This window comes from Cellulophaga sp. L1A9, from assembly GCF_009797025.1.
In the GTDB taxonomy this organism is placed as follows: domain Bacteria; phylum Bacteroidota; class Bacteroidia; order Flavobacteriales; family Flavobacteriaceae; genus Cellulophaga.
In genome coordinates, this window is sequence record NZ_CP047027.1 from 1,511,040 (window position 1) to 1,530,926 (window position 19,887).

Below are 19,887 nucleotides of genomic sequence, written 5' to 3' on the forward strand. Positions count from 1 at the left end.
AATTAAAATGAAGACAATCAAAACCTTAAGTTTAGCAGTAGTGGCAGCATTATCATTCGCATCATGTTCAGATGATGACGATACTCCAGAAATAGTAAACGAAGAAGAAGTAATTACAACTATGACAGTAACACTTACTCCAAATGACGGTAGTGAGGTCATCACCTTACAATCTAGAGATTTGGACGGTGAAGGATCAGATGCCCCTGTAATTACTATTTCAGGAAACTTAGCTTCTGGAACAACCTACGATGGTGCTATCGTTTTATTAAATGAAACTGAAAGTCCTGCAGAAGATATCACGGAAGAAGTAGAAGAAGAAAGCGATGAGCACCAATTTTTCTATACCATTAGTTCTGGACTTGACGTTACAACTGAGTATAGTAATAATGACAGTGATGGAAATCCTCTAGGAACAGAATTTACATTAACTGCAGGTGCAGCAAGCACAGGAACTATAACTTTTACATTACGTCATGAGCCAACAAAACCAAATGATGGTATTGAAAGTGCTGGCGGAGAAACAGATATCTTAGTATCATATAGCGTAACTGTAGAGTAAAGTTTTTTTTTGATATTAAATCCCTTTGCAAGACTTCTTTGTAAAGGGATTTTTATTTTTAATCCTATTTAGAGCGTCATTATAGCACCTGTTCTATTTTGAACTTCGTTCCGTTTTAAAAGGACATCCAGCAGGAAAAAATTTCAAGCGAATACAATTTATCTTATTTTACTATTATAGTTTATATATTTGACTAATACCTTTCCTTTTAATAGAATATATTAATAAAACTATGCTTCAAAATAAAATCTCGCTACTTCTCTTCTTCATATTTTCAATACTAACTGCACAAGAGCAAACTACAACATACTATGATGCTGACTGGAATGAAACCACTAAAGAGGAAGCCTCTTTTTACAGAAACAGACCTTTAGAGAAAAAAGATGACTTAGTACTTGTAAAAGACTACTATATGAATGGCAATCTTCAATTTGCTGGATGGGCAGATGAATATCGTGAAGATGACTATAGTGGGGAAGTAACTTGGTATTATGAAAATGGGAAAAAAGAAGCTGTTCGCAACTACGAATATGGTAGCCTAAATGGAGCATCTGTTGAATACTATCCTTCGGGGCAAATAAAAAAAGAACTAAATTTTGAAGATGATTTTTTAAATGGCGAGGCCAAAATATACAATGAAGATGGTGCATTAGCCTACGAATACACGAATAAAAATGGACAACCATACAATGGGTATACCGAATGCCTAACACTTTATAAAAATGGGAATCCGTTTGATCGCAAAATTATGTATGAAAGCACAAAAAAACTGGCCTACAAAAAAACATGCTTGGATGGAAAATGTACTTTTCTTGTTTACAATATAAAAGGAAAATTACTCAGTGAATTTGTTGTTGAAAAAAAATTTTTAGAGGGCCTTTTACCAGAGTACTATTCAACATCTTGTAGTACTGCCGTAGCATTAAAAAATCTGACAACCTATAAAGGCGGAAAAAAAGAAGGTGAGGCTTTATTTTTTGATGAGAATGAAAATGTTTTGCACACCGGGCAATACAAAAATGACGAACCATACTCAGGGACTTTCTACATAGAAGATCATGGCTTTGAATATTTTACGTCTTATAAAAACGGCAAAAAAGAGGGCACAGAAACTACATTTAAAGACGGAGATTTAATTACAAAAGGAGATTACATACAAGGGAAAAGAACCAGTGGAACCTTTATTACCGAAGAAGAATTTAGAGGTTCTGAGTACCTAAAATTAGTTACTGTTGCCAACGGAAAAGAAGAAGGAAAACAGTCTTACTATAATTACGCTGGCATACACGAGTATAACTTACTAGGTTATTACCATGCCGAAAATGGCATATTAAATGGTGAAAAAGTGGTCTATGATGACTATCCTGAAATATTATACCGCATTATATATAAAAACGGGCAACCTTATGAGGGGGCAATTGTGGAACATGAAGACTCAGGAGAAGCTTTAGTTTATAAAGAAGGTAACATATTTGGCAAGCGACTTGACCAGAGGCGTCAAGGCCAAACCTACTGGGAATATTACAATTACAATGAGGAGCTATTTGCAGAAGAGCATCCTAATTTCCTTATAGAAGGCGAAGAAAAACTGTATGGTACATATAAAAATGGCGTGCCATATCAAGGATATATCGCTAGGCCTAAGGCTGAGCTCTATATTTTGGACTTTTACGAAGCTGGTGTAAAAAAATACCAATATTCAGCATCTATGGCTCAATACGATCGCGAAGAAACCGCAGAGCGCTATGAAGAAGAACAAGCGTTAGAACCGGCCCAAAAATCTATCTACAAAAATGATAAAATTTATACTGGTTTAGAATTTGACGCTTCAGGTAACAGTTTCTCTAAGAAAACAGTAAAAGAAGGAGTGACTAAAGCTTTGAGTTTATATGTATTTGCCATGCATTACGGCAACATCATTAACATTACCGCCACAGAAACAGGCTATACTATAACTGAAGCAAAATACCCCAAAGCAAAAATCAGTGCTAAGAATGGAACCATTTCATTTATTTATGATGATAAGGTTGTTCATCAAAAAAACAAAAATGAGATGGCTAATATGAGAGTTACCTATATAATATCAGGCGACTCCATAATCCCTACGAAAGAATGGGATCAAGATTTCACTTACGCAGATGAGTATCACGAAAATTATAAAAATGATTTCTTAGGCGGGTTTTACACAAAACTAGCTCCTTCTGAATATGAAGCAAATGGCATATTTTCAAAACTTGAAAACCTTACTAGTGATGATGATTCTAGCGCAGTATCATTCATCCAATATAACAATAAAGGAGTGCCCTATACAGGTATGCTTATAGAAGAACAAGGCGAAAATTACAACGCTACCATGTTCAAAAAAGGCAAAAAAACTAAAACTTTAAAAAACAGTACGCTAACTAAGCTCAAAAAGTATTTTGAAGAAAATATCATGAAATAAAACTGTAGCTCTGCGGTAAAACGGTTCTGTTTTAAACCTGCTAGGTCTTACTATTCAAAAAAAAAGGGTGGTCTATTTCTAGACCACCCTTTTTATATTCAAAAGAACCTACTCTTAGATTTTCATTAACCATTCTTTCATGGCAACAGCTTTATTTATTATAGCTTTTAAATCACTGATGGCAACTCTTTCTTGCTCCATAGTATCACGATGACGAATAGTAACCGTTTTATCTTCTAAAGACTGATGATCTACGGTAATACAAAATGGTGTACCATTGGCATCTTGTCTTCTATAACGTTTCCCTACGGCATCTTTTTCATCATAAAAAACATTAAACTCCCACTTTAATTCATCTATAATTTCATGAGCCAATTCTGGAAGTCCATCTTTTTTTACTAGAGGAAAAACAGCCGCTTTGGTAGGTGCTAAAACTGCAGGCAATTTTAATACCGTTCTTGTTGTGCCATTTTCTAGTTCTTCTTCTTCTAAAGAATTAGAGAAAACTGCTAAGAACATACGATCTAAACCTATAGAGGTTTCTACAACGTAAGGGACATAGTTCTTTTTTAAATCGTTATCAAAATATTGTAATTTTTTACCAGAAAATTTCTCATGCTGTGATAAATCAAAATCAGTTCTGGAATGTATCCCTTCTAATTCTTTAAACCCGAATGGGAATTTAAATTCAATATCTGCTGCTGCATCGGCATAATGTGCCAACTTTTCATGATCATGAAAACGGTAGTTATCTTGACCCATTCCTAAAGAAAGGTGCCATTTCATGCGGTTTTCTTTCCATTTTTCATACCATTCTTGCTGTGTTCCTGGTTGGATAAAAAATTGCATTTCCATTTGTTCAAACTCGCGTTGACGGAAAATAAACTGACGTGCAACAATTTCATTTCGGAAAGCTTTACCTACTTGCGCAATTCCGAAAGGAATTTTCATACGTCCTGTTTTCTGAACGTTTAAGAAATTTACAAATATTCCTTGGGCAGTCTCTGGTCTTAGGTATAAGTCCATTGCACTATCTGCAGACGCACCTAATTTGGTGCCAAACATTAGATTAAATTGCTTTACATCTGTCCAGTTTTTTGAACCAGAAATTGGGCAAACAATATCTAACTCATCAATAAGGTTACGAACATCTACTAAATCTTCATTTTCTAAAGATTTGCCTAAACGTTTTAATATTGTATTAATCTTTTCTTGATAATCTACAACACGTTGGTTTGTAGCTAAAAATTGCTCTTTATCAAAAGAATCTCCAAAACGCTTACCTGCTTTGGCCACTTCTTTATCTATTTTAGCTTCAATTTTAGAAGTATAATCTTCTACCAAAACATCGGCACGATATCTTTTTTTAGAATCTTTGTTATCTATTAACGGATCATTGAAAGCATCTACATGTCCCGATGCTTTCCATACGGTAGGGTGCATAAAAATTGCAGTATCAATCCCCACAATATTATCATTCATTTGAACCATGGCTTTCCACCAATATTCTCGAATGTTCTTTTTTAGTTCAGCACCATTTTGAGCATAGTCATAAACAGCACTTAACCCATCGTAAATTTCACTGGATTGAAAAACATACCCATACTCCTTAGCATGCGATATTACTTTTTTAAATTTATCTTCTTGATTTGCCATGTGGCAAAAATAGAATATTACCCTAAAAATGAATAATTTATTTCAACTGAAATTCAGTAGAAGTAAGCAATTTTTCATTTTCGAAAATATTTAAGGTATAAGTACCTTGTCCTAGCGATCCTTCTGGCACTATTATAGCATCACAAATATCTTCTTTTTTTCCTTCAAAAATAAAATCGACCCTTTTACTATAGGTATTTCCATTTACATTCACTGTAGAAGCATTATGCGAAATTACTTTTTTCTGTGGATCTAAAAATTGTAAATAAATTACTTTTTCTTCCTTTACTACATCTATATCTGCAGCAACCGCAACACAAGCCCTAAGTCTAGAAATGGTTGATGCTTTATTGGTAATAATTGGATCACCACCACGAATTCTATACCCTATACCTTCAGGGCCTTGTAAACGCAGGTAACTTTTAATTTTTAGCTTCTCGCTAATAATTTTATTTTGTTTTATTAATGTAGCTTCTGCTTCTTCTAATTTTCCTGTTTTACTTTCTAAAATTTCCATTTTAGATTTCGTCTCATTATACTTCTTTACCAAGATAGAATTATTATACCGCAACGAATTATTTTTAAGCCTAAGCGTATCATGCATCAACTCCATCTGACGAAGTTCCTTACGGTATTCACGAAGTTTTTCAATGTCGAAATTTAAAACCCCAACAGAATCAAGCAATTGATCAATACGATACTGAGCGTGTTCCATTTCAATTTCATTGACCTCATTAGAGGTAGAAAGTCTATTAACCTCTGCTTTCATCATGGTTAAATCTTTAACCAAAATAGCCTTTTCATCCTCTAAATAATCTATTTTATTTTGAGATTGGGCATAGCTATAGTAAAATGCAATTAGAACACCTATCACGACAGCAATTAATGCCGAAAGCAGTATTTTGTAATTGAATTTAGTATCTTGATAATTCATGTAAGGTTAAGTAGGTTTATGTAATTCGGTTTTAGTCAATCAAATATATGCGTATAAGGTTTTCAAAGATACTAAATGATATCAACAGCATCCTAGTACCTAGGGGGTGTTTTGGATGTAATGCACACTTGAGTAAAGGTGAACGATTAATATGTACCGTTTGTCGAAACCAATTGCCGCTTACCGAATACACCTATAACGTAGAAAACCCATTTGATAGTATTTTTTACGGAAGAGTTTCTGTAAAAAAATCTAACTCCTTCCTTTTTTTTACTGATAATGGGATTGTCAAAAACCTTATTCATCACTTAAAATACAAAAATCAAGAACATATTGGTGATTTTCTGGGAGATTGGTGCGGAAGTATTCTTCGCGAAAAAGGAAATATCCCTAAGATTGACCTTGTCATTCCGGTGCCTTTACATAAAAAAAAGCTTAAAAAACGCGGATACAATCAGGTTAGCTTATTTGCTCAGAAAATTGCAACCCATTTAAATAGTACCTATCTTGAAGATGTGCTGATAAAAACTAAAAACACAAAAACGCAAACCAAAAAAGATCGTTTTTTTAGATGGCAAAGCAATCAAGATTTATTTCAACTAAACCCTAAACATACAATTGCAAATAAAAACATACTTCTTGTAGATGATGTAGTCACTACGGGTGCTACTTTAGAGTCTTGTGTAAAAGCTTTTGATGCTGAAGAAGGCATTTCTATCTACATACTAACCATGGCTATAGTCTTATAACCTTAACATTTTGTTTTAGTTTTTACTAGCGTATCAAAATGTAGTTTTAGTAAATTAGTTGTTTCTTTGTTATTCAGAATTTGACTTTTATTATGATCAGACGATTACTTGCTTGCTTGTTTTTACTATTAGCATCAATTTCTTTTTATCAATGCGCAAGAAGAGGAACTCCATCTGGCGGTATTAAGGATATTATTCCGCCTAAATTAACAAGTGCTGAGCCCGCAAACATGACGGTGAATTTTAAGGGGAATAAAATTCGCCTTTATTTTGATGAATATATAAAGCTAAATGATGTTCAGAACCAATTAATTGTTTCTCCTCCTTTAAAAAACACTCCTGTTATAACGCCAGCAGGATCTGCTAGTAAATATGTAGAAATACAACTAAAAGATACCTTAAAAGAAAATACAACCTATACCTTAAATTTTGGACAAAGCATCGTTGATAATAATGAAGGAAATCCCAATAGTTTTTATACCTATGTTTTCTCTACAGGAACCTATATAGATTCTTTAAACCTAAAAGGGGTTGTGGAAGATGCCTTTGATAAAGAAGCCGCTTCTTTTGTAAGCATAATGCTGTATGAAATGGATAGCACCTACACAGATTCTACGGTATACAAAAGACCCCCCAATTACATTACCAATACTTTAGATAGTACGGTATTATTTGAGCTCAAAAATCTTAAAAAAGGTACTTACGCGTTATTTGGCCTTAAGGACAAAGGAAAGAATAATGTATTTGATCAAAAAGTAGATCAAATAGCATTTATAAAGGATACAGTAGTACTACCAACAGAAGAAATTTACTTGCTAACCTTATTTAAAGAAGAACCTAATTATAGCATTAGTGTTCCCAAATTTGAAGCAAAAAATAAAATTATTTTTGGGTACCAAGGAAATTATAAAGACATCAAAATAAATACTTTAACACAATTGCCTGATACGGTAAAAACAGTTGTGACAAAACTGCGAGATAAGGATACCTTAAATTATTGGTTTACGCCTTTTGAAATGGATTCATTACAATTTACCGTAACCAATGAAAAACAAAAAGTAATAGATACGTTTGTCGTTAAAAAAAGAAAACTAGCCTTAGATTCTTTAGTGATTAAACCTAATTTTAGTGGTACTATAGGTTTTGAAGATAATTTTGCTCTTGAAGCAAACACCCCTATTACTAAAATTGATACGACAAAAATCACCTTCATTAATAAAGACTCCATCGCCGTTAAATACACTGCTTCCTTAGATAGTGTAAAAAATAGTCTTGAAATAAATTTTGAAAAAGAACCTGAAGAAGCATATAGACTTGCCATCTACCCCGGACTTATTGAAGATTTTTTTGCAAACAAGAACGATACTATCGTCTTTAATTTGAAAACAAATAAATATACAGATTATGGTAATTTTGTATTAACCTTAAGTGGAAATGTTACCTACCCTGCGATTGTTCAATTAACAGATGAAAAAGGAAGTATCAAGCGAGAACTGTATGTTACGGAACCGGATGATATTAAATTTAACAACATAAGCCCTGGTAAATATTTGGTTCGTGTTATTTCAGATAGTAATGGTAATGGAAAATGGGATACTGGTAATTATTTAAAGAAAATACAACCAGAACGTGTGAGTCATTCTCCAAAACTTATAGAAATGCGTGCAAACTGGGAAGAAAAATTTGATTTTATTCTTCTAGACTAAATGTATCCTGATCAGCTAAAAATTTGAGCTTTTCTCTGGTTGTATGAATATGGTCTTTATGTAAGGTTACATAACCAATTTCTGGGTTTTTAGTAAACAATAGTTCTTCTCCTAAGGCATTGTATACCGCAGAATGCCCTGGATATTCATGCCCCAATTGATCTATACCAATTCTATTTACACCCACGCAATACGCCATATTTTCAATAGCACGGGCTTTTAAAAGTACATCCCAAGCTTTTATCCTTGGCTTAGGCCAATTGGCAACATAGATTAATACATCATAACTTTCTACATTCCTAGACCAAACAGGAAAGCGTAAATCATAACAAATTAATGGGCAGATTTTAAACCCCTTAAAATCAATTACCATTTTTGTTGTCCCAGCCGTATAGACCTCACTTTCTCCTGCAAGCGTAAAAGTATGCCGTTTGTCATAGACAGATACGTTGTCTGGTTCTACAAAAAAAAGCCGATTGTAATAAATACCATTTTCATTGAAAACAATACTTCCTGATATAGCAATTTGTTTCTCAATGGCCAAATTACGCATCCAATCTAAAGTTTTTGTTCCTTCCGTAGCATCAATATTTTCTGGATGCATGGTAAACCCCGTCGTAAACATCTCAGGCAGCAATACCAAATCTACATTTGGCTCTAGAGCCTCTATAAGCTTAGAAATATGATTCCTGTTTTTTTCTGGTTGCTCCCAAACCAATTCAGTTTGTACTATGGCTATATTTAAATTATTAGACATCTTAGGGCTTTAATCATTTTCTAAAATTGCAATAAGAGATTGAACTCCTTGCATTTTTGCATGCTCAAGGGCATCTTTACCCCGTACATCTTTTATAGTCTTATCTGCTCCTTTTTCTAATAGTAATTTAGCAATTTCTGTCCTATTAAAAGTCGCAGAATAGATTAATGCCGTAGCACCCATAGAATTTTGTTCATTAATATTAGCTCCTCTATCAATTAGCATTTTAGCAATATCTTCATACCCTTTAAAACACACCCCCATCAAGGCCGTATTCCCAGATGCATCTTTCATGTCTATTTTTGCTCCACTATTAAGCAAAAGCGTTACAATCTCTAAATGATCATAATACGTTGCTAATATTAATGGAGAAGAGCCGCGCTGATCTTTACTATGCAATAAAACTGGATTCTGTTCAAGCATAGCATTTACTTCTGTAAAATTACCGCTTCTTATTTCATTAAAAAAAAATTCATTCATAAGATCAAATTTGGTATTTAAAGGTATAAAATAAGTGGCCTATTTTCACAAAACCCATCTACAAACCACCTGATTGTACCCAAAAATAATAAGGGAAATGTGAATATTTGCAATTAAATGAAGTTAAATCTTACAAGTATATGTACTTTTACATCTATTTTTACACGTAAACACGTAAGTATAATCATGTTAGCACTAATAATTCTGATAGACCAAGAGCAGTGTTCTTTAAATTAATAAATCGATTTAAATAATAATTTGTACATTATATTGTCAATTATCACTCTTTTTTCCTTAATTTATTGAGCTTCATGAGCTTATAACCCATAATCACGCAAAATTTTGAGTATATTATCCTCCCTAAATTATCTCCAAGATTTACCTATTGCTATAACAGTAATTGATTTAAACTTTAAAATAAAAAATCATTCCAATAAATGGCTGAAGGAGTTTCCTTGTACTATTAACTCTAGTCCTATTTCTTTTTTAGATGTTCTATCCATACCTGAAGCAGTAAAAACAGAAGCCTTTAAAATGGTTAGCAATCACAATCAAACTGCCATTAACTTAGAGCTTAAAAATAATTTAAATTTATGGCATCGCTGGAAACTAGCCCCTTCTTTTAACGATGAACATAAGTTTTCTGGAGTAATTATTATTGCTGATGATATAACTGATGAGAAGCGAGAAAACCAACTCCTAAGGAATGCTAAAAAAGTAGCACTCATAGGTGCCTGGGAATTAGACCTAATTACGAATAGAATTTTGTGGACTGAAACTACAAAAGTGATTCACGAGGTTTCTAGTGACTACGTACCCACATTAGAAAAAGCGATCCTTTTTTACAAACAGGGACATTACCGTGATTTGATTACCTCTTTAGTTAGTAATGCCATAACCGATGGTGAGTCATGGGATACCGAATTGATCATTACTACCGCAAATAATACTGAAAAATGGGTCAGAACAAAGGGAGAAACTGAAATTGTTAATGGCAAATGCATTAGAGTCTATGGCATATTTCAAGATATTCATGAACAAAAACTTAAAGACACAGCTTATACGCGTTTAACAGAACGACTAAAGATAGCCACCAAAACTGCTAAAATTGGAATCTGGGAATACAACTATACAAACAGAAATCTTTTTTGGAGTGATGAGATGTTTGATCTCTACAAAATACAAAAAGCCGATTTTGATGGACACAAAAGTTTTTGGGACCAAAGTTTACACCCTGAAGACAAAGAATTATGCTCTCAAAAGGTGGAAGAGGCTTTTGAGTTGAAAAAAGATTTAGAAATAGATTTTAGAATCGTTTTGCCTAATGGGAAAATTAGAAATATCAAATCTATAGCTTATGCAGAATTGGATACCTTAGGAGAGGTTAAAAAACTGGTTGGCGCAAACTGGGACATCACAGAACTAATTCACACGCAATTACAACTTACAAAAAGTGAGGAATCTATGCAACAGGCATTTGAAAACTCTTCCGTAGGAATGGCGCTCATAGGCTTAGAAGGTAATTGGATTGATGTAAACACGAGTTTATGCAATAGTGTTGGGTACACTAGAGAAGAAATGATTCAGAAAAAAATCATTGAAATTACCCATCCTCATGATTGGACGAAAGATTCACATTTCTTAAAAAAAATGCATGAAGGCCAACTGACAAATTACACCATAGAAAAACGTTTTTTCCATAAAGACGGCAGTATTGTAAATGCATTACTCACCGTAACAACAGTTCATAAGGTAAACGGCAATCTATCCCATTTTATAGCGCAAGTAAGTGATGTTACAGCAATGATTGCATCAGATAATAAAACAAAAGCACTATTAGAGATAACAAAGCATCAAAATGATAGTCTGTTAAATTTTGCACATATCGTTTCCCATAATTTACGCTCACATTCTACAAATTTATCCATGTTGACTAACTTTTTAAAAGAAGAGTCTGATCCTAATGAAAAAGTACATTTAGAAAGAATGTTGAGTGATGCTTCTGAAAGCCTAAGTGAAACCGTACATCACCTTAATGAGGTGGTACACATTACCACCAATACCCAAGAGAACCTAAGTAAGGTTAATCTGTTTGACTCCATTAAACGTGTTGAAAAAAATATAATGGCACTTCTTAAAGAAAAAAATGCCAGTTGTAAGATTCTTGTAGCAAATGACGTTATCATTAAAGCAGTACCTGCCTATTTAGACAGTATATTACTAAACCTATTTACCAATAGTGTAAAATATTCTTCGGAAGATAGAAATTTAGAAATACACATAGATCACAAATTTAGTAAAGATCAAGTCATCCTACATTTCTCTGATAACGGTCAAGGAATAGATCTAAAAAGACATGGAGAAAAATTATTTGGAATGTATAAAACCTTCCATAAACACAAAGATGCCAAAGGAATAGGGCTCTTTATAACAAAAAATCAAGTTGAAGCCATGAACGGATCTATAGATGTACATAGTACCGTAAACAAAGGAACAACTTTTATATTAACATTTGAAAAAGCTTAACTCAATGATAGAATATGTAGAAAATGCCTGTGTGATAGATGACGATCCTATTTCTGTTTTTGGTTTACGAAAAACATTTCGAGAAACTAATTTTTGTAAAGAAATTACCGTATACCAAAATGGATTTGAAGCCATACATGGTTTGAAAGAATTATTGGAAGCAAAAAAAAGTCTGCCACCAGTGATCTTCCTCGATTTAAATATGCCTATCATGGATGGTTGGGATTTTTTAGAAGATTTTATAAAAATACCAGAATACAACAGACAAAATGTAAGAATATACATCATAAGTTCTTCTGTTGATCCTAGAGATTTATTAAAAGCAAAAAGCTATACCACCGTAAACAATTTCTTTGTAAAGCCCATTACCACCAATGATTTAGAAAAAGTAATCCACGAAATATCACAATAAAACAGCTGTTTTCTTGTTATAATATCTTGGACTTTCAATTTTTTATTGATTTCTTTTCTTAAATTTAATAACCAATCATTAAGTACTCCTTATGGGATCTTTTTTTTCACAGATTAAAGTCAACGAATCTTTAATAAAAGATGCCCCAATTTCTGTAGCGAATTTAGATAAAAACTGTAATTTTTTGTCATTTTCTAATCTGTTTTTAAAAGAACACAACATAAATAATGACAAAATTATAGATGCCTATTTTTTTGACGTACTCCCTGATTTTCCCAAAGCCTTCAAAGAAGTTTTAGAGCAGTGTTTATTAGATAACCCTTGTGAAAATGAAGGTAAAAAGTACCTCTTAGAAAACGGTTCAAACATTTGGCTTAAATGGAAAATAAACCCATGGACTAAAGAAGATGGGACTGTAGGCGGGCTTGTGGTAGTTTTAGAGGATATTACAGATACCAAGAATATTGATGAATTAATTAAAGAAGCTCAGGAAGTAGCAAGAACAGGAGGCTGGCAACTCAATCTACTCACCTATAAGGCGCAATGGACCAAAATGGTAAATATCATTCATGAAATGCCTTTAGATTATGTTCCGCAAACTTTTGACGAATGCTTTGTGCATTTTAAAGAAGGCATTTACCGAGATCTAATTCTTAAAGCTACTCACGAGGCAATTGAACACGGAACACCATGGGATGAAGAGGTCATCATGATCACGGGAACAGGTAAAGAAGTCTGGATAAGAACTAAAGGTCATGCAGAATTTATAGACGGCAAGTGCGTGCGCATTTATGGTATTTGTCAAGATATTGATTGTTACAAACGATCACAACAAGATTATATAGAATCCGCAGAAAAATTAAAAAGTGCCATTTCAGCATCTAATGTAGGTACTTGGGAATATAATTTAAATAATGGACACACTTTGTGGGACGATATTAATTATCAGCTCCACAATATAGATAAAGAAAATTATACTGGAAGTCTTTACCGAAATTGGAAAAAATCAGTACACCCCGAGGATGTCAAACGCGTACATAAAGAAGTAGTTTCTTATTATAATGGCAATGGCTCAAGAGTTGTTGAATACCGAGTGCTTTTGCCTGACAATAACATTCGCAATATTAAGGCAAGTGTCACCATATTAACAGGTCCAAAAAATAATAAATTTAGAGCTTTAGGTATTTGTCAAGACATAACTAAAGAGAAAAATGCCGAGATAAAACTGAAAAAATTTGCAGAAATTACAGGCCAGCAAAATAATAGCCTTACTAATTTTGCCCATATGGTTTCTCATGATTTGCGTTCACATTCTACGAACCTTTCTGTTTTGACTTCACTTATTGAAGATGAGAAAGATCCTGAAGAGCGCAAACAGATTTTAGAGATGTTAAAAAGCGCTACAAATAGCTTAAATAGTACCGTGTATAACCTTAACGAGGTTGTACAATCAAGCGATACTAATATTCATACAAAATTAGTCCAAGTCAATATTCTAAAAGCAATAACAACCGTACAAAATAATATTAGCACTTTATTTCAAGATAAAAAAGGAATGTGCGTTCTAGATGTTAATCCCGATTATTTTGTTCCTGTAGTCCCTGCTTATTTAGATAGCATTCTACTTAATTTATTCACCAATAGTTTAAAATACTGTGCTCCAAATAGGACTCCAATCATTAAAATTTGCACACTATTACTTGACAAACAACTACAATTGACTTTTGAAGATAATGGAAAAGGAATTGATATGGCTAAGTTTGGAAAAACCATTTTTGGAATGAATAAAACTTTTCACAGAAATAAAGATGCAAGAGGAGTAGGCTTATATATTATTAAAAACCAAATAGAAGCTATGGGCGGTACTATCTCTGTAACAAGCGAAGTAAATATTGGGACCAAATTCACCATTAATTTTAAAACAATTTAAGTATGATTTCTTTTTTAAAAAAAATCTACTTTGTAGATGATGACCCTATTTTTACCTTCATTTCAAAAAAATTAATGAAAGAAGAACAATTTGGTGCTTCCATAGTTGCGTTTGAACATGGAAAGGGAGCTATTGAAGCGTTACTAGACTGTGATCAGAAAAATGATCTACTGCCTACCGTAATTTTTCTGGACATTAGTATGCCCGTTATGAATGGCTGGGAATTTCTTGATAGTTTTCAAGCAGCACCAATTAATAATAAGGAAAAAATTAAAATAGTAGTCATGAGTTCTTCTATCAACCCCTTAGAAATAGATATGATTAAAAATTACTCGGTTGTTCATGATTATGTTGTAAAACCTATTACACCTGCAGATCTTAATAAAATAAAAGAGTGTTTGGTTAACGAATCCCAGGAGTAAAATCCTCTGGGGCATTTTGGGGCATGTTAATTGTCCCAGAATCACCTGTATCATTATACACATCCCATTCCAAAAATACGAATACCGGATTCCCCCTGGTTATTTCTTGATTACGTAAGGCTTTACCATCTTCAAATTCATGTTGGGTGCCAGAACCATCTTCCCCTATAATTCCAAAAACATCAATAACAGCACCAAAAGGATCTACCAAAACCAGAGTATCATCACCATTAGAATCTGCTGCACTACCCGTGTTTACAACTATATCTGGAGCAAAACCATACACTAAAGTAAATTCTTCTTCATTCGGAGAAATAACCAAAGTAGCTCGAGATTCTAAAATAGTCCCGGTCAAGTCTACCGCAGCACCAACAGTTGTATTTTCATTGGTATGCCTAAGTAGCTGCCAATTTTTTAAACTTATAGCCGGTCCTGAATTGTATAGTTCAATAAAACGAGCTCCTGAATTATTATCTGGATCGGCTATTTCACTAATAAAAACACTATTTGAGCTAAATTCATCAATAAAATCCTCACAGCGCTCATTGCTTAATGTTACATCTTTTTCATCTCTAATCACTAAAAAATAGTCTTCATTTTCATGAAGAAGCAATCCGGTAATTGCTCCGCTTCCTTCAGGTAACATTACATGTTGAAAATCTGAATACCCACTATTTCGCAATCTAATTTCATGATCTAAGCAATCTATTAAAATCTTATCTGTCTCCTCTTCTTTTACAGCATATGTTTGACCTAATTCTGAATTAGAAAACTCAATTTGAGCTATACGCACTAATGTATTTCGATAATTTGTCAGATCATCTTCTAAAGAGATTACAGTAGGCTCAATTTCCACAGTATCCTCACAGGAAGGAAATATATGTTGATTCACGATTGATGCTGGCAATCTCCCCACGGAAGCGTTCCCAAAAGAAGTAAATACACCTCCTATTTTATAAACATCCTTACTTTTCCCTAGATACAATCCTTTTAATTTAATTAAAATTTTACTCCCTACAGGGTAAAACAAATGACTATCTCGAACATCTAGTTCTACCTGTAACCCTAGGGTAGGATTCAAAGATTTATCTTGAAAATAAAGGGTCCCAAAGAAATTACCGGCTTCATCTGATGAAATCACATACCCTTCAATGACTAAATCGTCTTGTATTTGTACCGTTCCCTCTTTATACAAGCTAAAAACTTCGAGAAACGTACTATTTGCTACCAGTTCTTTATCACTAGTGGATTGAATTTCATCAAAATCTCTATTTTTTACGCATGATGAAGGCAGCATTATAAATAAAATTATCCAGAATATATACTTAAATAAAATTGATGTATTTGCCATAGTATAATTAAAAACTTATTGCAAAATTTAAAAAATAGGTCCTTCCGTAACCATACCAATATTTTGGTGCAAAAGACGGAGTGCCACTCAAAGCATCTTGTTTCAGCTGCCCATAATTTCCATTCCTACTTTGTTCATACCCCCCTGATCTAAAAGCAGTATCAAAAACATTATTTACACTAGCAAAAACACTAATATACTTTCCACTTTTTAACCACGATTTACCACCCACCAAATTGAGTAAATAAAAATTATCTAATGGTTTTTGCTTTAGTAACGCTGCAACATTTTCATCGGTGGCGTCCGGGAAGTTTATTCCCGTTTCTGGGTCTATATAAAAACTCTTTGTTCTAGTAATCGTAGATATATTGGAATAGTTATTCGCTAAATAATTTGCCGTTGCCCCGATCCACCAATATTTAGGATCGCGATAATTTATTCCAAGAGCAAATGCTTTTTGTGGACCTTGCGCTAATTTGTAATCTTTAATGTTCGCTAAGCCTAAATCTTTACTCCCTTCCAAATTTATAAGTTCTTCCTCTGCATCTGCGGTATCAAAATTTATAGTAACATTAGGGTTATTTGCAAAAACATATTTACCTATTGCAGCAACCGCTGTTAGTTGTACGGAAGAAGAAATTTGATACTCTAGTCCAAGCTCTGTGCCCAATTGTAGCTTATCTACATTAGTTAAAACTTCTTGGACAAAATCTGATCCTACCCCTGCATCCACAAAAAAGAAATTTACATCCGTTGCATCTTGAAATCTTGTATAAAAGCCACTAACCCGACCTGTTAATTTTGGATATCGGAAAAAATAGGATCCATCAATACTGGTAATCTTTTCTGAATTTAATTCTGGAACAATTTGATTGTTTTCTCTAGGATTAATAAAAACATTCTGCAACACTGGTGGCTTATGTTGCAGCATAGCATTGGATTCTATCCAGTTACGACCGTTAATCTTATAGGAAACGCCACCTTTAAAACTAAAATTTGAAAAATGAACGTCAGCACTTTTTCCAAAAGAATCGTTTTCATAACGTTGATTTTTGAACAGCCCATTTCTACCATATTTTATAGACTCCCAATGAGCAGCTATAAATCCCTTCCACCCATTCTCCTCATAATTAAGCTGTGCAAAAGTTTCTAATTGTTCCGCTTCCATTTTATAATGGTAATTAAAAATATCATTTTCATATTTTTGCAGCGAGCCATTGCTATTGTTTTGCGTATTTGAAAAAACATCTACATCCTCATGATAATTAGCCCCTAACAAATCATTAATCTCCGCGTAATTCATAGAAGACAAGGATTTATAACCAAACCCGATATCCATTTTAAATTGCTCACCATATGTAATATTTGCTATTGAATTTACCGACAACTGTGTATCTTTTACCACATCATCATACAAAACATACGCAGCTTTATCATTCTCATTCGCTTTATAGAGCTGATCCCAATTAAGTTGTGGATTTATAAGAAATCCTTCTTTCGCAGTATTTGCACTTAAAAAGTTTGCACCAATGGTACTATTGATATAATAACTTGGCAGATATCTATAATATGTAGGATCCGGATTTGGCGCATTATAATATCCTAATCTAGATCTAGAATTAATTCCCCACTGATAGCTTACTCCTGTGTTTAATTTAAAATGACTGGTCTCAAAATTATGATTAAACATTAGAATTGGTTCTGCTATTTTACGTTCTCTAGAATTTCTAATTTCACCCTCCTGTTTGCCCCAATAGGGGTTATACCTACTCCCAATAAGATTAAAAACTTCTTCCGTAACAGCAGAAGACCTTCCTCTTCTATTAGACGCCATTATGCCAGTAAACAATAAGCTATTCTTTGAATTGATCTGGTATTCCACAGCTCCAAAGAAAGAATAAGCATCATAAAGTGTACCTTCAACATATCCCTCTTTAGACCATCTTCTAGAACCAGAAACACTATAACTGAGTCCTTTTTCTGAAACTTTAGAAGTATATGTAGCCATAATCCTTGCCCCATAAGTTCTATTGGATGCGGAAGATGATATCCTAATTCCTGGACGAAATGTTGATGGTCTTGTTGAAATATTTGTGGTACCTAAAGTACCTCCAAAATTATATGCGGATGCTGACAGCCCATTGCTAAATTGCTGATTTCTAGTTACATCATTTAAACCACCCCAGTTGTTCCATTGTGGTCTGCCATCATAAAATTTATTCATGGTTATTCCATTCAGCAATACTTTTCCGTTTTGTGAATCATAGCCTCTAACTCTAAAAAATGCTTGGCCAAAATCAAATGCTGCGCGTTGCAGAAAAATATCCTTGGTTGCCTGCAACAATCCCACAGAACTTGCACTTTGTTCATCATCATGAATCTCTGCCTCTGTTAGCGTTATTAAATTATCTGTTAATTCTGTCCTTATATCCTTCTCTAAATATAAAATTCCTAAATCGATATTTTGTACGCCAACACTAATGGGCACCCTTTTTACAATATAATCTGAAGATTGAAAACTTAGAATATAATCACTCGAATCAGGAAGTATTATTGAGAAAATACCATCTTTATCCGTAAAGGAATAAGTACTAGTTTTTTCGACTATAATACGAATACCAACCAGAGCGTTCTTCTGATGCTTGTCTAAAACCTGAGCGGTTACCGTACTATTGCCTTGTGAAGAGCACAAGTTATATACTGCGAAAATTAAAATAAATAAATAAATTTTTCGCATGTTAATAGATACAATTACAGGTATTTACGGAGTAATATAAGAATATTATTGTTAATATTACAAAATAATTAAACTAAATTCGATTAACGAATACCTGTTTTAAATACTAAGTCAAGAAATGAATAAACTACTTTTTGTATTTTTACTGCTTATATACTTCAATCTACACGCTCAGAAAAAGAGCTATAAAATACGAACTATCGCATTTTACAATGTAGAGAATTTATTCGACCTGAAGAATGACAGTCTTACCTATGACGATGATAGAACACCTGAAGGTAAAGATCACTGGACGATGGATCGCTACCAAAAAAAACTAACAAATGTTTCTAAAGTATTATCAGAAATAGGTCGCAGCGTTTCCAAAAACTCGCCAGACATTATAGGTTTGTGCGAAGTAGAAAACCAACAGGTAGTAGAAGATTTAGTATATCATAAAAATTTACAAGACAAAAACTATGGGATTATACATTTTGATTCCCCCGACGAAAGAGGAATTGATGTAGCACTACTCTATAAGAAAAATGCATTTATCCCTACGTCATTTAAAAGCCAACGCTTGTTATTACAAAATAATGAAGGTTTTAGAGACTATACAAGAGACCAATTAGTGGTTGGGGGCTTATTAGACAATGAACAAATCTATTTTATTATTAACCACTGGCCTTCTAGAAGCGGTGGAGAGGCTAGAAGTAAACCAAACAGGATAGAAGCTGCAAAACTAAATAAACGCATCATAGACTCTATTACAAGGAATGATGCGAATGCTAAAATTATAAGTATGGGCGATTTAAATGACGACCCAACAAGCGATAGTTTAAAAAAAATACTTAAAGCCAAAGGAGACATAAACAAGCTAGAAGAAAAGGACCTTTACAATCCCATGGAAAAGTTGCTAAAAAAAGGAATAGGCTCATTGGCCTACAGAGATAAATGGAATTTATTCGATCAGTTCTTTTTTACCAGTAATTTAATTTCAGACAAAAAAGGACATTTTTCATTTTGGAAAGCAGGAGTATTCACACCTACTTATTTATTAGATCCATCAGGAAGATATAAAGGATACCCATTACGCACCTATGCCGGTGGTAATTATGTAGGCGGGTATAGTGATCATTTTCCCGTATACATGTATTTGATTAAACCCGCCCTTAATCAATGAGTTCGGGAAATAAAGAAAGCTTTAAGGTTATCCTCAAAGCTTTCTTTATTGGGATTTTAC

Annotated in this window: 15 protein-coding genes; 9 read left to right on the top strand and 6 right to left on the bottom strand. The window is 33.5% G+C overall.

Features of this window, described 5'->3' with window-relative positions; all coding sequences use genetic code 11:
- Positions 1 to 7 precede the first annotated feature (7 nt).
- Together GQR94_RS06435 and GQR94_RS06440 are read left to right on the top strand one after the other, a co-directional pair.
- A complete protein-coding gene (locus GQR94_RS06435) occupies positions 8 to 562 on the top strand; it encodes a type 1 periplasmic binding fold superfamily protein (protein ID WP_158974707.1) in 555 nt (184 codons plus the stop codon).
- Positions 563 to 794: 232 nt separating this feature from the next.
- Entirely contained in the window at positions 795 to 3,005 is a 2,211-nt protein-coding gene (locus tag GQR94_RS06440) for a toxin-antitoxin system YwqK family antitoxin (protein WP_158974708.1), read from the top strand.
- Between the two features lie 114 nt (positions 3,006 to 3,119).
- On the opposite strand, the gene GQR94_RS06445 is transcribed toward GQR94_RS06440, so the two are convergent.
- Both GQR94_RS06445 and GQR94_RS06450 read right to left on the bottom strand, forming a co-directional pair.
- Positions 3,120 to 4,661 carry a glycine--tRNA ligase gene (locus GQR94_RS06445; protein WP_158974709.1) on the bottom strand — a complete coding sequence of 514 codons (1,542 nt, stop codon included), beginning with the start codon at positions 4,659 to 4,661 and terminating at the stop codon, positions 3,120 to 3,122.
- Positions 4,662 to 4,698: 37 nt separating this feature from the next.
- Positions 4,699 to 5,595 (bottom strand): hypothetical protein, encoded by an 897-nt coding sequence (locus tag GQR94_RS06450; protein WP_158974710.1) that lies wholly within the window; start codon positions 5,593 to 5,595, stop codon positions 4,699 to 4,701.
- 128 nt (positions 5,596 to 5,723) lie between these two features.
- Between GQR94_RS06450 and GQR94_RS06455 the strand changes: the two genes are divergently transcribed.
- The gene (locus tag GQR94_RS06455) at positions 5,724 to 6,344 is read left to right on the top strand and encodes a ComF family protein (protein WP_370458274.1); all 621 of its coding nucleotides are present in this window, start codon (positions 5,724 to 5,726) and stop codon (positions 6,342 to 6,344) included.
- 92 nt (positions 6,345 to 6,436) lie between these two features.
- Positions 6,437 to 8,050: an Ig-like domain-containing protein gene (locus GQR94_RS06460; RefSeq protein ID WP_158974712.1), complete on the top strand. Its 1,614-nt coding sequence runs from the start codon at positions 6,437 to 6,439 to the stop codon at positions 8,048 to 8,050.
- On the opposite strand, the gene GQR94_RS06465 is transcribed toward GQR94_RS06460, so the two are convergent.
- Together GQR94_RS06465 and GQR94_RS06470 are read right to left on the bottom strand one after the other, a co-directional pair.
- On the bottom strand, positions 8,034 to 8,807 hold the full coding sequence (locus GQR94_RS06465; protein WP_158974713.1) for a nitrilase family protein: 774 nt from the start codon (positions 8,805 to 8,807) through the stop codon (positions 8,034 to 8,036). The two genes, GQR94_RS06460 and GQR94_RS06465, sit on opposite strands and share 17 nt — an antisense overlap.
- Before the next feature lie 9 nt (positions 8,808 to 8,816).
- A complete protein-coding gene (locus GQR94_RS06470; RefSeq protein ID WP_158974714.1) occupies positions 8,817 to 9,287 on the bottom strand; it encodes an ankyrin repeat domain-containing protein in 471 nt (156 codons plus the stop codon).
- A gap of 342 nt (positions 9,288 to 9,629) precedes the next feature.
- Between GQR94_RS06470 and GQR94_RS06475 the strand changes: the two genes are divergently transcribed.
- The 4 genes from GQR94_RS06475 to GQR94_RS06490 all read left to right on the top strand — a co-directional run bounded on the left by GQR94_RS06475 (position 9,630) and on the right by GQR94_RS06490 (position 14,577).
- On the top strand, positions 9,630 to 11,813 hold the full coding sequence (locus GQR94_RS06475) for a HAMP domain-containing sensor histidine kinase (RefSeq protein ID WP_158974715.1): 2,184 nt from the start codon (positions 9,630 to 9,632) through the stop codon (positions 11,811 to 11,813).
- 4 nt (positions 11,814 to 11,817) lie between these two features.
- Positions 11,818 to 12,225, top strand: coding sequence for a response regulator (locus tag GQR94_RS06480; RefSeq protein WP_158974716.1), 408 nt, complete (start codon positions 11,818 to 11,820; stop codon positions 12,223 to 12,225).
- A gap of 91 nt (positions 12,226 to 12,316) precedes the next feature.
- Positions 12,317 to 14,155, top strand: a complete 1,839-nt coding sequence (locus GQR94_RS06485) for a PAS domain-containing sensor histidine kinase (RefSeq protein ID WP_158974717.1) — start codon at positions 12,317 to 12,319, stop codon at positions 14,153 to 14,155.
- A gap of 2 nt (positions 14,156 to 14,157) precedes the next feature.
- Complete coding sequence (locus GQR94_RS06490; RefSeq protein ID WP_158974718.1) at positions 14,158 to 14,577, top strand: response regulator; 420 nt, start codon at positions 14,158 to 14,160, stop codon at positions 14,575 to 14,577.
- Here GQR94_RS06490 and GQR94_RS06495 read toward each other — a convergent pair.
- Positions 14,558 to 15,928 (bottom strand): DUF5689 domain-containing protein, encoded by a 1,371-nt coding sequence (locus GQR94_RS06495; protein WP_158974719.1) that lies wholly within the window; start codon positions 15,926 to 15,928, stop codon positions 14,558 to 14,560. The two genes, GQR94_RS06490 and GQR94_RS06495, sit on opposite strands and share 20 nt — an antisense overlap.
- Before the next feature lie 7 nt (positions 15,929 to 15,935).
- Positions 15,936 to 18,665: a TonB-dependent receptor gene (locus GQR94_RS06500; protein ID WP_158974720.1), complete on the bottom strand. Its 2,730-nt coding sequence runs from the start codon at positions 18,663 to 18,665 to the stop codon at positions 15,936 to 15,938.
- Positions 18,666 to 18,783: 118 nt separating this feature from the next.
- Between GQR94_RS06500 and GQR94_RS06505 the strand changes: the two genes are divergently transcribed.
- Positions 18,784 to 19,827 (top strand): endonuclease/exonuclease/phosphatase family protein, encoded by a 1,044-nt coding sequence (locus GQR94_RS06505; RefSeq protein WP_158974721.1) that lies wholly within the window; start codon positions 18,784 to 18,786, stop codon positions 19,825 to 19,827.
- Positions 19,828 to 19,887 lie beyond the last annotated feature (60 nt).

Coding starts and splice junctions, on each gene's coding strand:
- GQR94_RS06435 (WP_158974707.1), top strand. CDS start 8: ATGAAGACAATCAAAACCTTAAGTTTAGCAGTAGTGGCAGCATTATCA.
- GQR94_RS06440 (WP_158974708.1), top strand. CDS start 795: ATGCTTCAAAATAAAATCTCGCTACTTCTCTTCTTCATATTTTCAATA.
- GQR94_RS06445 (WP_158974709.1), bottom strand. CDS start 4,661: ATGGCAAATCAAGAAGATAAATTTAAAAAAGTAATATCGCATGCTAAG.
- GQR94_RS06450 (WP_158974710.1), bottom strand. CDS start 5,595: ATGAATTATCAAGATACTAAATTCAATTACAAAATACTGCTTTCGGCA.
- GQR94_RS06460 (WP_158974712.1), top strand. CDS start 6,437: ATGATCAGACGATTACTTGCTTGCTTGTTTTTACTATTAGCATCAATT.
- GQR94_RS06465 (WP_158974713.1), bottom strand. CDS start 8,807: ATGTCTAATAATTTAAATATAGCCATAGTACAAACTGAATTGGTTTGG.
- GQR94_RS06470 (WP_158974714.1), bottom strand. CDS start 9,287: ATGAATGAATTTTTTTTTAATGAAATAAGAAGCGGTAATTTTACAGAA.
- GQR94_RS06480 (WP_158974716.1), top strand. CDS start 11,818: ATGATAGAATATGTAGAAAATGCCTGTGTGATAGATGACGATCCTATT.
- GQR94_RS06485 (WP_158974717.1), top strand. CDS start 12,317: ATGGGATCTTTTTTTTCACAGATTAAAGTCAACGAATCTTTAATAAAA.
- GQR94_RS06490 (WP_158974718.1), top strand. CDS start 14,158: ATGATTTCTTTTTTAAAAAAAATCTACTTTGTAGATGATGACCCTATT.
- GQR94_RS06495 (WP_158974719.1), bottom strand. CDS start 15,928: ATGGCAAATACATCAATTTTATTTAAGTATATATTCTGGATAATTTTA.
- GQR94_RS06500 (WP_158974720.1), bottom strand. CDS start 18,665: ATGCGAAAAATTTATTTATTTATTTTAATTTTCGCAGTATATAACTTG.
- GQR94_RS06505 (WP_158974721.1), top strand. CDS start 18,784: ATGAATAAACTACTTTTTGTATTTTTACTGCTTATATACTTCAATCTA.